Genomic DNA, 13168 nt, shown 5'->3' with positions numbered 1-13168 from the left:
ACCTAGCCTTTCGTTCTTGTTGTTGCGTGGTGGTCAAGCAATTCTGCCGCCAGCGATCGATAAGCCTCGGCGCCCTTCGACCCGGCATCGTAGCTCAGAACCGGTAGAGCATAGGAGGGTGCTTCAGAAATCCGCACGTTACGCGGGATCATCGTGCGGAACACCAGTTCCCCCAGCGTTGCCCGCGCATCAGCTTCCACTTGCTGCGAGAGGTTGTTACGCACATCGTACATCGTCAGAACCACGCCCTCGATGCGCAAATCCCGGTTCGCCGTCTGACGAACCTCGCGAATCGTCAGCATCAACTGCGACAGTCCTTCGAGCGCGAAGAACTCGGCCTGCAGCGGAACCAGGATGGATTGCGCCGCAACCATGGCATTCACGGTCATCAGAGTGAGCGACGGCGGGCAGTCGATCAGCACATAGTCAAACGCATAGCGATCGATGTCAGTCTGCCGCAGCGCATCATGCAGCAGAAAGCTGCGTTTCTCTGACGAAACCAGTTCCATATCCGCGGACGAAAGATCAGTCGTCGCAGGCGAAATGAAAAGGCCTTCGAAGGCCGTTTGCTGGATGACATCCGAAAGCGGAGCATCCCCAAAGATCAAATCGTAGGTGCTGAACTTTCGGTCCTGCGCTTCAATACCCAAACCGGTTGAAGCGTTCCCCTGCGGATCAAGATCGACGAGCAAAACGCGGCATCCACGTTCTGCCATCGCCGCGGCAAGATTGATTGCCGTGGTCGTTTTCCCGACACCGCCCTTCTGGTTGGCGATGGCTATGATTCTAGGCTGAGCCGGGCGTGTGAGATCAGACACGTTGCAACCCCTTGATTTTCAAGACCACAGACTCCGGATCCGTGGCACTGGGTTTCTGTTCGCAGTCAAAGGACCATTTCTGCTTCGCCAACGCAACCTCTTCGCGCCAACGATTTCCCTTTGGAAAGAGTGCGATGCCATCGGGTGACAGATGACGCTCGGCAAAGCCAAGAAGAAGATCAAGCGATGCAAGTGCGCGCGCGGAAAGCACGTCGGCATGAAGTGGACCCAGCATCTCGATGCGCATGGGCTCGACCTTCGCGAAAATACCCAGATCTCGAACGGCATTCGCCAGGAATGCCGCCTTGCGCTTGTCGCTTTCAACCAAGGTCAGCTTCATATCCGGAAACCTTTCCTTGGCAAGAACGCCAACGACCAGGCCGGGAAAGCCACCGCCGCTTCCAAGATCACCCCAGCGCTCGGGAGTGGTGTCAAGCATATCGAGAAGCTGTGCCGAATCGAGAAAATGGCGCGACCAGATTTCCGACAATGTATTCGGCGAAACCAGATTGATCGCCGAATTCCATTTGCGCAGCAGCGCTTCCAGCTGCTCCAGCAGCTGAATTGTTTCACGTGAAACATCGAAGTGAGCAGCGAAGAGCTCCGGACCGGTCATTTCTGCGCTGCCCGCTTGTTCTGCCGCAAACGCGCAAGGATCAAGGCCAAAGCGGCCGGCGTCGCACCATCAACCTGACCCGCCTGATGCAGAGTGCGCGGCGCCGCGGCAGAGAATTTCAGCTTCAGCTCGTTGGACAGGCCAGACAGAACGCCATAGTCAAAATCGATGGGAATCTCCCAATTCTCGTCGCGGCGCATCGCCTCGACGTCACGTTGCTGCCGGGCGATATAATTTGCATAGAGCGCCTCGTTCGAAAGCTGCTCTGCAGTCGCTGCGGGGATATTCGCCAATTCTGGAAACAAGCCCGCAAGTTGGCCGAAGGTGACCTGAGGGAACGAAAGCAATTGGAACGCGCTGCGCTTGACCCCATCCTGATTGAGCTCGAGACCAAGAGAAACTGCCTGCTTCGGAGTTAAGACAATCGAATCGAGGATTGCCTTTCCTGCGTCCATCGCATCACTCTTGCACGCGAAAGCCCGCGCGCGTTCCTCCCCGACACACCCAAGCTCGATACCGCGCGGTGTAAGTCGCTGATCCGCATTGTCAGCCCGAAGGAAAAGCCGATACTCGGCGCGCGAGGTGAACATGCGATAGGGTTCATTGACCCCGCGCCCCACAAGATCGTCGATCATCACGCCAATATAGGAATCGGTCCGGCTGAAGGTGACTGGCTCACGCCCGAGGGCTTTGCAAGCCGCATTCAGACCCGCAACAAGCCCTTGCGCGGCGGCTTCTTCATAGCCGGTGGTACCATTGATTTGGCCCGCAAGGAAAAGACCCGCCTGCTCCCGCAGTTCCAGCGTCAAGGTCAATGCCCGCGGATCGACAAAGTCATATTCGATCGCATAGCCAGGCTGCAGGATACGAACCTCCTCAAGACCCCGGATCGAGCGCACATAGGCTTCTTGCACATCACTCGGCAAAGACGTGGAAATTCCGTTCGGATAAACCGTGTCGTCGTCCAGACCCTCGGGCTCGAGGAACACCTGATGCGAGGTTTTATCGGCAAACCGCACCACCTTGTCCTCGATCGACGGGCAATAGCGCGGCCCGACGCCTTCGATGTGCCCACCGTACATCGCGGACCGCTGAAGGTTATTCCGAATCACCTCGTGGGTCGATTCGTTCGTATGGGTGATGCCACAGGCAATCTGCCGCACGAACGGCTTTTGGCTCAGGAAACTCAGCATCACAGGATCATCGTCGCCGGGCTGTGCCTCAAGGATATCCCAATTGATGGTCTTTCCATCAAGCCGCGGCGGCGTGCCGGTTTTCAAACGCCCAACATTCGGCGCAAGCTCCCGCAGCCGATGCGAAAGCGGTACAGAGGGGCGATCTCCGACGCGGCCCCCTGCGGTCCGTTGATCACCGATGTGAATGACGCCGTTCAGAAACGTGCCGGTCGTCATCACGACCGCAGCAGCAGAAATCTCCGACCCGTCCTGCAGACGCACGCCGGAAATGGCGACCCCATCCATCAGAAGATCGACCACTTCGCCTTCGACGATTTCGAGACGGGGCTGCCCCGCACAAAGCTCGGCGATCGCGAGGCGATAGAGCTTGCGGTCCGCCTGTGTTCTCGGACCCTGCACCGCAGGACCCTTGCGTCGATTCAGCAAGCGAAACTGAATGCCCGCACGATCGGCAGCCTTGCCCATCACCCCATCCATCGCGTCGACTTCGCGCACCAGATGGCCTTTCCCAAGCCCGCCGATCGCCGGGTTGCAGGACATCACCCCGATCGCCTCGCGGCGCATCGTGACAAGCGCGGTGTTAGCCCCCATCCGGGCTGCGGCATGCGCTGCCTCGGTCCCGGCGTGCCCCCCTCCGACGACGATGACGTCAAAATGTTTCACGTGAAACACTCCTCACTTGCCGATGCAGAAACTGGAAAAGATCTCGTCAAGAAGGCTCTCGACATCAACCCGCCCCAGCAAGGATTCCAAGGCCCGAACGGCGGTCCGACATTGCTCTGCAGCCAGGTCAAGCCGCTCAAGCCCATGAGCTAGCTCAACAGACGACGCCCGCAAGGCCGCCTCAGCCCGAATCAGACAATCCCGATGGCGCTCCCGGGTCATCACCCCTGCCCCGGCCGCCCGTTCGGACAGACGCGTGGTGATTGCCGAGACAAGCGCATCGATGCCTTCCCCGGTCTTGCCGGATACGCGCAGATCGCCCGGTCCGCCCAGATCAGCCTTGCCGCGCACGATCAGATCATCTGCGATCGGCTCCAGCAGCGGAATATCGCCGTCATCCAGCAGGAACACCCGCAGATCCGCCTGCTTCGCCCGCGCGATCGCCCGGGCAACCCCGATCGCCTCGATTTGGTCTTCGGTATCGCGCAGACCCGCGGTATCCAGCAACGTCACCGCCAGACCGGACAGATCCATCCGGACTTCGATCACATCGCGCGTCGTTCCCGCAACTTCCGAGGTGATCGCGGCTTCCCGCCCCGCCAGCGCGTTCAAAAGCGTCGACTTCCCGGCATTCGGACGCCCGACGATCGCAACTTCAAAGCCCTCGCGTATCCGTTCGGTCACCGAAATCCGCGCCATCTCTTGCGCCAGTTGACCCGAGACATCGCCCAGCAAACCGCGCACTTCCGGTGTCACATCCTCGGGCACATCCTCATCGGCGAAATCGATGCAGGCCTCCATCAGCGCCGCCGCCCGGATGAGCTTGCTGCGCCAGGTCTCGACCATCCGCCCAACCGAACCGGACAGAACCGCCAAAGCCTGTTTGCGCTGTGCCTCGGTCTCGGCCTCGATCAGATCCGCCAGGCCCTCGACCTGTGACAGATCCAGCCGCCCGCTTTCCATCGCCCGCCGGGTAAATTCGCCCGGCTCGGCCAGACGCAGAAAACCCAGCGACCCGAGCGCTTTCAGCACCGCGGCAACCGTCGCTACCGCCCCATGCAGATGCAACTCGCCGGATTCTTCGCCCGTGAAACTGCGACCCGCCTCGAAACACAGCACCAGTGCCTCGTCGAGAACTTCGCCCTCGATCTTCAACAGCCGCACCGAAGCCTGCCGCGGCGCGGGCAAACGGCCGCACAAAGCCGCAATCGCCTGCCAAGCACGCGGCCCGGACAGGCGAATGACCGCAACGCCGGCCTTGCCGCGGCCGGATGCCTGCGCATAGATCGTGTCCATCGAAATCCCTCTCGGGGCAACGATACCTCAGCCGTTCATCGAATCGAAGAACTCGCCGTTGGTTTTCGTCTGCTTCAGCTTCGAGATCAGGAATTCGATCGCATCCGTCGTGCCCATCGGGTTCAGGATGCGGCGCAGCAGATAGGTCTTCTGCAGGTCTTTCTGGTCGACCAGCAGATCTTCCTTCCGCGTGCCCGACTTGAGAATGTCCATCGCCGGGAAGACGCGCTTGTCGGCAACCTTCCGGTCCAGCACGATCTCGCTGTTGCCGGTGCCCTTGAATTCTTCGAAGATCACCTCGTCCATCCGCGAGCCGGTATCGATCAGCGCCGTCGCGATGATGGTCAGCGAGCCGCCCTCTTCGATGTTCCGCGCCGCACCGAAGAAGCGCTTCGGACGCTGCAGCGCGTTCGCATCGACACCACCGGTCAGCACCTTGCCCGAACTCGGCACGACCGTGTTGAAAGCCCGGCCAAGTCTTGTGATCGAGTCAAGCAGGATCACAACATCTCGTTTATGCTCGCCCAGACGCTTGGCTTTTTCGATCACCATCTCGGCCACCGCAACGTGCCGCGTCGCCGGTTCGTCGAAGGTCGAGGAAATCACCTCGCCCTTCACCGAGCGCTGCATGTCGGTGACTTCCTCGGGACGTTCGTCGATCAGAAGCACGATCAGGTAGCACTCGGGGTGGTTCACCTCGATCGAATGCGCGATGTTCTGCAGCAGAACCGTCTTGCCGGTCCGCGGCGGCGCGACGATCAGCGAGCGCTGGCCTTTCCCGATCGGTGCCACCAGATCGATGATCCGGGCCGAGCGATCCTTGATCGTCGGATCCTCGATCTCCATCTTCAGCCGTTCATCGGGGTAAAGCGGCGTCAGGTTGTCGAAGCTGACCTTGTGACGCGCCTTTTCCGGATCTTCGAAGTTGATCTTCTCGACCGCGGTCAGCGCGAAATAGCGTTCATTCTCGCCCGGCGCGCGAATGATGCCCCAGACGGTATCGCCGGTGCGCAGGCTGTATTGCCGGATCATGTCGGGCGAAACGTAGATGTCATCGGGGCCGGGCAGATAGTTCGCCTCGGGCGAGCGCAGGAAGCCGAACCCGTCCTGCAGCACCTCGAGCACGCCATCGCCGCCGATTTCGACGCCGTCCTCGGCATGCTCCTTGAGGATCGAGAACATCATCTCGCCCTTGCGCATGGTCGAGGCGTTTTCGATCTCCCAGTCCTCGGCCATCGCCAGCAGGTCCTTGGGGCTTTTCGCCTTGAGATCGGAAAGGTTCAAACGTTCGGTCATCGCATCCATCCGCGAAAGGCGCCAGACCCCGTCGGGGCGGCGCAGCATGGGTCAGGGTTCGGCAAAACCTGTCGGCCGGACGGCCGGGGCTGGGGCGCTTCTACGCCCAAAGCCCGCGGCGAGTCAACGAAATCAGAACTTCACGATCACCGCGATGACGATGAGGAACATCAGCAACGTCGGCACCTCGTTCATCATCCGCCATTGCCGACCGGCCAGCTCGTTCTTGCCATCGACGAATTTCAGCCGCGCCTTGGCAAGGAACAGGTGGAACACCGTCATCGCGATCACGCAGGCGCCCTTGATCCAGGGCCATTGCATGCTCCAGTCGATGATGCCCGGCGTGAAGACAAGGCAAAGACCGAAGAACCAGGTCGAGACCGCGGCCGGGTTCATGATCGCCTTGAGCAGCATCCGCTCCTGGTGCTGGAACAGCAGATCCATCTCCGACCCGCGTTTCACGCCCTGCTTCTTCAGCCCTTCAACGTGGTAGACGTAAAGCCGCGGCAGGTAGAACAGACCCGCCATCCAGGCCAGGACCGACATCACATGCAGGGACTTCGTCCAGAAATACCAATCCGAAAGGAAATCCGTGACGAGTTCGAACATCTGTGCCTCCTGTGTCGGCTTCTTCTTAAGAATTATTATTGAAAAGAAAAGATGTTGATTTTGTAAGGGCTGTGGACAGTGTGGATAGTCGGGTTTTCCAAGTCTTTTCCCATGCCTTGAAAGGCTCGGATAGGGCATCGTAAAACCCTGTTGAAAAGTCAAACAGACCCTTTTTTATCAATGACTTGCGTGGTTGATACCGACGTGGGCGGTTTGGGAGTGTTCCATTTTGTTCTTGTGGGTTGCGGCACTTCCTCACATCCGCAGTGTCGTCCTTCCCACATGCTGGGAGTCTCCTTTCGTTCCTTGACAAACTCGCCCCTTCCCGGGGAGGAAAAGTTGCACCACCTTCTGTCCCCAGGCTCCCCCATCCGGTTTTCCCAACGGTTGTCCACATGCTCCCCGACCTTGTTCTGGCCTCTTCCTCGCAGATCCGCGCGCAGCTTTTGCGCTCTGCCGGGCTTTCGGTGACCATCGCCCCCGCCCGTGTCGATGAAGAGGCGATCCGCCAGGCGCTCGAACAGGAAGGCGCGAAGCCGCGCGATGTCGCCGATCAACTGGCCGAAGCGAAGGCGATGAAGCAATCTGCTCGTCATCCCGGCGCGCTCGTTCTGGGCGCCGATCAGGTGCTCGAACTGCAGGGCGAGATTTTTGCGAAGCCCGAAAGCCCCGATCAGGCGATCGCGCATCTGCAAAGCCTTTCGGGTCGCACGCATCGCCTGCTTTCGGCGCTGGTCGTCGTGCAGGATGGCCGCCCGCTCTGGCGCCATGTGGCCGAGGTGCGCTTGACCATGCATCCGCTTTCCGACGCCTTCATCGCCGAGTATGTCGCACGCAACTGGGACTCGATCCGTCACGCGGTCGGCTGTTACAAGCTCGAAGAGGAAGGGGTGCGGTTGTTCTCTGCCATCGAGGGCGATTACTTTGCCGTGCTGGGCCTGCCCCTGATCGAAGTCCTGAACTGGCTGCGCGCGCGAGGAGAGCTGACGACATGACCCGAATTCCTCTGGCTGGCGTGATCGGGCATCCGATCAATCATTCCCGCTCGCCCGCGCTGCATGGGCATTGGCTGAAAACTTACGGTATTCGTGGCCATTACATCCCGATGGATGTGGCCGAGGGCGATCTGGAGCCCGTGCTGCGCACCCTGCCCAAGGCCGGGTTTGTCGGCTGCAACATCACGATTCCACACAAGGAAACCGCGCTGGCGCTGGCCGATGTGGTGTCCGACCGCGCCGCACGGATCGGCGCGGCGAACACGCTCGTTTTCGATGAAACCGGCCGGATTCATGCCGACAACACCGATGGCATCGGCTTTCTCGCCAATCTGATCGAGGGCGCTCCGGGCTGGCAGGCAGATTCTGGCCCGGCCGCGGTGATCGGGGCCGGTGGTGCCGCCCGCGCCATCGTTGTCGCCCTGCTCGACGCCGGTTGTCCGGAAATCCGCATCGCCAATCGTACTCGCGCCCGGGCCGAGGCACTTCGCACCGCCTTCGGCCCCCGCGTCGTGGTCGAAGACTGGGACAAGGTCGGCCAGATTTTCGACGGCGCCGCGACCGTGGTGAACACCTCCTCGCTCGGCATGGCTGGGAAAGCGACCTTCGACCTTCCGCTCGACGCGCTTTCCGCTTCGGCCGTCGTCACCGATTGCGTCTACACCCCCCTGCGCACCGATTTTCTGGACGCCGCCGCCGCCCGCGGTTGTGTCACCGTCGATGGCCTTGGCATGTTGCTGCATCAGGCGGTTCCCGGCTTTGAACGCTGGTTCGGGCACCGCCCCGAGGTCACCCCGGAACTCCGCGTCGTGGTGCTGGCGGCATGACCCGCCCGTTCCGTCTCGGTCTCACCGGCTCCATCGGCATGGGGAAATCGACGACGGCGCGGCTGTTTGCGGAAGAGGGCATTCCGGTCTGGGATGCGGATGCCACCGTGCACGCGCTTTACGCAAAAGATGGGGCCGCCGTTGCCCCGCTGGCCGAAATCTTCCCCGATGCAATCCGTGATGGCGCGGTGGATCGCGACCGATTGAAGACGCTTCTGCAATCCAATAAACAGGCTCTATCCCAGCTGGAATCGGTTGTTCATCCGCTGGTTCAGGCCGCACGTCAGGCGTTTTTACTTACCCATAACGCCGATGATCTGATCCTTCTCGACATTCCGCTGCTTTATGAAACCGGCGCGGACAAGGACTGTGATGCTGTCCTTGTCATCACCGCCGCGCCCGATGTGCAACGCACCCGCGTTCTGGCCCGCGGCCAGATGACCGAGGCACAGTTGGACATGATTCTTGCCCGCCAGTTGCCCGATGCCGAAAAACGCCGCCGCGCCGATTTCTTGATCGAGACCTTCACTCTTGAACAGACCCGCGCCGAGGTGCGAAAGCTGATCAAACACCTGCGGAGCCGCCATGCGTGAGATCGTCCTCGACACCGAAACGACCGGATTCGAACCCTCCGAAGGGCATCGGATCGTCGAAATCGGCGCGGTCGAGCTGATGAACCACGTCCCCACCGGGCGGACCTATCACCAATACATCAACCCCGAACGGGCGATGCCGCAGGAAGCCTTTGCCGTGCATGGCCTTGGCGACGATTTCCTGCGCGACAAGCCGAAGTTCATCCAGATCGCGCAGGATTTCCTCGATTTCATCGGCGATGACTCGAAGCTGGTGATCCACAACGCCGCCTTCGACATGAAATTCCTGAATGCCGAGCTTGGCTGGGTGCAAAAGCCGCTGATCCCCAATGATCGGGCGCTCGATACGCTGGCGATGGCGCGGCGAAAATTTCCGGGCTCGCCCGCGACGCTCGATGCGCTGTGTCGGCGCTTCGGCATCGACAACTCGTCCCGGACCCTGCACGGGGCGCTTCTCGACTCCGAGATCCTGGCCGAGGTCTATCTGGAACTGATCGGCGGACGGCAACCGGGTTTCGGGCTGAATATCGACCCTGTTCCGGCCAAAAACGCGGTTTCCACCGCCGATTGGCGGCCCCGTCCGCGCCCCGTTCCGCTGCCCTCGCGCATCACCGAAGCCGAGGCGGAAGCCCATGCCGCTTTCGTCGCCAAACTGGGCGATGGCGCGATCTGGAAGCGACCCCGCTGACACATATATTTCACAAAACGCATCGTTGCGGCAATTTTCCCATTCCATCCCCGCTCCGCAGCCATTAGATGCATCGCGTTCGCAATATTGGGCGTTCGCAGTTTTGGGGAGGGAGCCCATGCTGGACTTCGCTACGATGCGCGCGGCTCTGGCCGAGGCCTATGACCTGACACCGTCGCTGACGCTGGCGCAGGAAATGGCCGATATTCACGCCCGCATGGACCGCGTGATCCCCCTGCCCGATTTCGCCCGCCATGCGCCCTATATCCGCGCGATCAACCGGCTGAAGCGCGAAAAGAACGCGGTGATCCTGGCGCATAACTACATGACGCCCGAGATTTATCACGGTGTCGCCGATGTCGTGGGCGACAGCCTGCAACTGGCAATCGAGGCGACGAAAGTTGAAGCCGAAACGATCGTGCAATGCGGCGTGCATTTCATGGCCGAGACCTCAAAGATCCTGAACCCGGCCAAGCGCGTGCTGATCCCCGATGCGCAGGCCGGTTGTTCGCTCGCGGAAAGCATCACGCCCGAAGGCATTGCCCAGATGCGGGCGAAATATCCGGGCGCGCCGGTGGTCAGCTATGTCAACACGACGGCGGCGGTGAAAGCGGCCTCGGACATCTGCTGCACCTCGGCCAATGCGGCGCAGATCGTGGCGGCCCTGCCCGAACCCACGATCATCATGACGCCCGACCAGTATCTGGCGCAGAACGTCGCGAAAGCCGTGCCGCAAAAGAACGTCGTCTGGTGGGCGGGCTCCTGCATCGTGCACGAACAATACACGCCCGCCGATCTGCGCGATTTCCGCGCCTATCACCCCGGCACGAAGATCATCGCCCACCCGGAATGCCCGCCTGATGTGGTGGCCGAGGCGGATTTCTCGGGCTCGACCGCGGGGATGATCGACTTCGTGACCCGCGAAAAACCGGCGCAGGTGATGCTCGTCACCGAATGCTCGATGGCGTCGAACATCGCCGATGCCCTGCCCTCGGTCGAGTTTCTGGGGCCGTGCAACATGTGCCCCTACATGAAGATGATCACGCTCGAAAAGATCCTGTGGTCGCTGCACACCGGCACCGAAGAGGTCACCGTCGACCCCGCCCTGATCGACAACGCCCGCCTTGCGGTCGAGCGCATGATCGATCTGTCGCGGAAGCTGGCCCAGTGAGCGATCCGGTGATCGAAACCCCGCGCGTCGTCATCGTCGGTGCGGGGCTGGGGGCGCTTTACGCAGCGCTGAAACTGGCGCCGCACCCGGTTCTGGTGATCTCGCCCGAGAGCTTGGGCGAGGGTGCGTCGTCGGCTTGGGCGCAGGGCGGTGTTGCCGCCGCAATGGCCCCGCCCGACAGCGCCGAGGATCACGCGAAGGACACCGAAACCGCGGGCGCGGGCACCGTCGATGCGGCAATCGCGCGTCTGGTGACCATCGAGGCTCGCGATCGTATCCTAGATCTGACCGCCTTGGGCGCGCCGTTTGACCGCGATGCGCAGGGTGATTACGTGATGTCGCGCGAGGCCGCGCATTCCCGCCCCCGCGTCGTGCGGGTCAAGGGCGATCAGGCCGGATACGAGATCATGCAGACGCTGATCGCTGCCGTCCGCGCCTGTCCCTCGGTTCAGGTGATCGAAGGCGCGATCGCAACGCGGCTCGAGGTCGAAAACGGTGCCGTCACTGGGATCTGGGTGGAATCCGCCGCCGCCTCGACCGGCCGCGTGCTGATCCGCACCCCCGCGGTGCTGCTGGCGGGCGGTGGCTCGGGCGGGCTTTTCGCCGTCACCACCAACCCGCCGCGCATCCGGGGTCAGGTCATCGGCATGGCCGCTCGCGCAGGCGCGTTGATTGCCGATGCCGAATTCGTGCAATTCCACCCGACCGCGATTGCCACGGGTGAAGACCCGGCCCCGCTCGCGACCGAAGCCCTGCGTGGCGAAGGCGCGGTCCTGCTGAATGACCGTGCCGAGCGTTTCATGCTGCCGATTCATCCCGATGCCGAACTGGCTCCGCGCGATATCGTCGCCCGCGCCGTCTATCTGGAACGGCAGGCGGGCCGGAACCCGGTTCTGGACACCCGGCAGGTGCTGGGAGACGAGCTTCCGAAACGCTTTCCCGCCGTCGCGGAGGCCTGCTTTTCAGCCGGAATAGACCCTGTTTCGCAGCCAATCCCGGTCGCCGCCGCCGCGCATTATCACATGGGCGGAATTGCCGTCGATGACCGCGGCCGATCCTCGCTGAACCGGCTCTGGGTCTGCGGCGAGGCCTCCTCGACCGGGCTGCACGGCGCCAATCGGCTGGCCTCGAACGGGCTTCTGGAAGCCCTCGTCTTTGCCCGCATCTGCGCCGAGGGTATTGCCGAAACGCTGCCCATGGCCGGTGCCGACCGGATCACCCTCACCTTTCCGGCAGGCGGTCACCCCGTCGACGAGGCCGCCGTCGCCCGCTTGCGGCAGGCGATGACCGATGGCGTCGGTGTCGTCCGCGATGCGGTTGGGCTCACCTCTGCCCTGCGCACGATTGCCGAGATCGAGGCAAAGGCCGAGCGCGAAGCCCTGCGCAACATGACCGCCACCGCCACGCTGATTGCCGCCGCGGCGCTGATCCGCACCGAAAGCCGGGGCGGCCATTACCGCTCCGACTTCCCGAAAACAGACCCTGTTCAAGCCAAACGCAGCTTTCTGACCTTGACCGAAGCGCGGACCATCCGGTCCCGCGCGCTGGAGGAAGAATGACCCCCCTGCCCGATTTCCTGCTCGAACCCGTGATCCGCGCCGCGCTGATGGAAGACCTGTCGCCGATGGGCGATGTCACCACCCGTGCCGTCGTTCCCGCCGCCACCCGCTACGAGGCCCGCGTCAACGCCCGTGAAGAGGGTGTGGTCTCGGGGATGCAGGTGGCCACCCTCGCCTTCCGCCTTGTCGATCCGACGCTCGTGGTCACGACCCATGTCGCCGACGGCCATCCCTGCGGCAAGGGCCAATGCCTGATGACGATTTCGGGCTCGGCGGCGTCGATCCTGATGGGGGAACGGGTTGCGCTGAACTTCGCGGGCCGGATGACCGGCATTGCCAGCCTGACCGCCAGTTTCGTTGCGCAAACCCGCGGCACCAAGACCCGCATCACTTGCACCCGGAAAACCACCCCCGGTCTGCGCCTGATCGAGAAAACCGCGGTCGCGCATGGGGGCGGCTCGAACCACCGCTTTGGCCTCTCCGATGCGATCCTGATCAAGGACAACCACATCGCCGCTGCCGGGGGCATTCGCGCCGTTCTGGAAGCCGCGAAAGCCGCGCGCAGCCACATGATGCGCGTCGAACTCGAGGTTGACAGCCTCGATCAGCTCGATCAGGCGCTGTCGATTGGCGGGGCTGACGTGATCTTGCTCGACAACATGGACACGCCCACCCTGCGCGAGGCGGTGGCACTGACCCACAGCCGCGTCGTGCTGGAAGCGTCAGGCAACATGCGTCTGGAACGCATCGCCGAAGTCGCCGCGACCGGGGTCGATTACATTTCGTCGGGTGCGCTGACCCATTCGGCGCGCACCTTCGACCTTGGCCTCGACTTCTGACG

General features: G+C 62.1%; 13 protein-coding genes. 7 read left to right on the top strand and 6 right to left on the bottom strand.

Annotated features, from left to right (window positions below; genetic code table 11):
• Positions 1-2 precede the first annotated feature (2 nt).
• From C8J30_RS04230 to C8J30_RS04205, 6 genes are all read right to left on the bottom strand, one after another.
• Positions 3-818 (bottom strand): ParA family protein, encoded by an 816-nt coding sequence (locus C8J30_RS04230; RefSeq protein WP_110804476.1) that lies wholly within the window; start codon positions 816-818, stop codon positions 3-5.
• Positions 811-1434, bottom strand: a complete 624-nt coding sequence (rsmG, locus tag C8J30_RS04225) for a 16S rRNA (guanine(527)-N(7))-methyltransferase RsmG (RefSeq protein WP_110804475.1) — start codon at positions 1432-1434, stop codon at positions 811-813. The genes C8J30_RS04230 and rsmG overlap by 8 nt, the downstream gene beginning before the upstream one ends.
• A complete protein-coding gene (mnmG, locus tag C8J30_RS04220; protein ID WP_110804474.1) occupies positions 1431-3293 on the bottom strand; it encodes a tRNA uridine-5-carboxymethylaminomethyl(34) synthesis enzyme MnmG in 1863 nt (620 codons plus the stop codon). The genes rsmG and mnmG overlap by 4 nt, the downstream gene beginning before the upstream one ends.
• Positions 3294-3305: 12 nt before the next feature.
• Positions 3306-4589 (bottom strand): tRNA uridine-5-carboxymethylaminomethyl(34) synthesis GTPase MnmE, encoded by a 1284-nt coding sequence (gene mnmE / locus C8J30_RS04215; protein ID WP_110804473.1) that lies wholly within the window; start codon positions 4587-4589, stop codon positions 3306-3308.
• Between the two features lie 27 nt (positions 4590-4616).
• Complete coding sequence (rho, locus tag C8J30_RS04210; protein ID WP_110804710.1) at positions 4617-5885, bottom strand: transcription termination factor Rho; 1269 nt, start codon at positions 5883-5885, stop codon at positions 4617-4619.
• 132 nt (positions 5886-6017) lie between these two features.
• Positions 6018-6494: a CopD family protein gene (locus tag C8J30_RS04205; RefSeq protein WP_110804472.1), complete on the bottom strand. Its 477-nt coding sequence runs from the start codon at positions 6492-6494 to the stop codon at positions 6018-6020.
• Positions 6495-6889: 395 nt separating this feature from the next.
• Here C8J30_RS04205 and C8J30_RS04200 point away from each other — a divergent pair, with 395 nt between their 5' ends.
• The 7 genes from C8J30_RS04200 to nadC all read left to right on the top strand — a co-directional run bounded on the left by C8J30_RS04200 (position 6890) and on the right by nadC (position 13166).
• Complete coding sequence (locus tag C8J30_RS04200; protein ID WP_110804471.1) at positions 6890-7489, top strand: Maf family protein; 600 nt, start codon at positions 6890-6892, stop codon at positions 7487-7489.
• The gene (locus C8J30_RS04195) at positions 7486-8316 is read left to right on the top strand and encodes a shikimate dehydrogenase (RefSeq protein WP_110804470.1); all 831 of its coding nucleotides are present in this window, start codon (positions 7486-7488) and stop codon (positions 8314-8316) included. Before C8J30_RS04200 ends, C8J30_RS04195 begins: the two co-directional genes overlap by 4 nt.
• Positions 8313-8909, top strand: a complete 597-nt coding sequence (gene coaE, locus C8J30_RS04190) for a dephospho-CoA kinase (RefSeq protein WP_110804469.1) — start codon at positions 8313-8315, stop codon at positions 8907-8909. Before C8J30_RS04195 ends, coaE begins: the two co-directional genes overlap by 4 nt.
• A complete protein-coding gene (gene dnaQ / locus C8J30_RS04185) occupies positions 8902-9597 on the top strand; it encodes a DNA polymerase III subunit epsilon (RefSeq protein WP_110804468.1) in 696 nt (231 codons plus the stop codon). The genes coaE and dnaQ overlap by 8 nt, the downstream gene beginning before the upstream one ends.
• Before the next feature lie 118 nt (positions 9598-9715).
• On the top strand, positions 9716-10768 hold the full coding sequence (nadA, locus tag C8J30_RS04180; RefSeq protein WP_110804467.1) for a quinolinate synthase NadA: 1053 nt from the start codon (positions 9716-9718) through the stop codon (positions 10766-10768).
• Positions 10765-12327, top strand: coding sequence for an L-aspartate oxidase (locus tag C8J30_RS04175; protein ID WP_245909705.1), 1563 nt, complete (start codon positions 10765-10767; stop codon positions 12325-12327). The genes nadA and C8J30_RS04175 overlap by 4 nt, the downstream gene beginning before the upstream one ends.
• Entirely contained in the window at positions 12324-13166 is an 843-nt protein-coding gene (gene nadC, locus C8J30_RS04170) for a carboxylating nicotinate-nucleotide diphosphorylase (RefSeq protein WP_110804466.1), read from the top strand. Before C8J30_RS04175 ends, nadC begins: the two co-directional genes overlap by 4 nt.
• The last annotated feature ends 2 nt before the right edge of the window (positions 13167-13168 follow it).

The sequence above is a fragment of the Rhodobacter viridis genome (assembly GCF_003217355.1).
Taxonomy (GTDB): domain Bacteria; phylum Pseudomonadota; class Alphaproteobacteria; order Rhodobacterales; family Rhodobacteraceae; genus Rhodobacter; species Rhodobacter viridis.
This window is presented reverse-complemented; position numbering and strand designations above follow the sequence as displayed.

Excerpts from the sequence above, each read along its gene's own strand:
- rsmG (WP_110804475.1), bottom strand. The coding sequence starts at position 1,434 with ATGACCGGTCCGGAGCTCTTCGCTGCTCACTTCGATGTTTCACGTGAA.
- mnmE (WP_110804473.1), bottom strand. The coding sequence starts at position 4,589 with ATGGACACGATCTATGCGCAGGCATCCGGCCGCGGCAAGGCCGGCGTT.
- rho (WP_110804710.1), bottom strand. The coding sequence starts at position 5,885 with ATGACCGAACGTTTGAACCTTTCCGATCTCAAGGCGAAAAGCCCCAAG.
- C8J30_RS04205 (WP_110804472.1), bottom strand. The coding sequence starts at position 6,494 with ATGTTCGAACTCGTCACGGATTTCCTTTCGGATTGGTATTTCTGGACG.
- C8J30_RS04200 (WP_110804471.1), top strand. The coding sequence starts at position 6,890 with ATGCTCCCCGACCTTGTTCTGGCCTCTTCCTCGCAGATCCGCGCGCAG.
- C8J30_RS04195 (WP_110804470.1), top strand. The coding sequence starts at position 7,486 with ATGACCCGAATTCCTCTGGCTGGCGTGATCGGGCATCCGATCAATCAT.
- coaE (WP_110804469.1), top strand. The coding sequence starts at position 8,313 with ATGACCCGCCCGTTCCGTCTCGGTCTCACCGGCTCCATCGGCATGGGG.
- dnaQ (WP_110804468.1), top strand. The coding sequence starts at position 8,902 with ATGCGTGAGATCGTCCTCGACACCGAAACGACCGGATTCGAACCCTCC.
- nadA (WP_110804467.1), top strand. The coding sequence starts at position 9,716 with ATGCTGGACTTCGCTACGATGCGCGCGGCTCTGGCCGAGGCCTATGAC.
- nadC (WP_110804466.1), top strand. The coding sequence starts at position 12,324 with ATGACCCCCCTGCCCGATTTCCTGCTCGAACCCGTGATCCGCGCCGCG.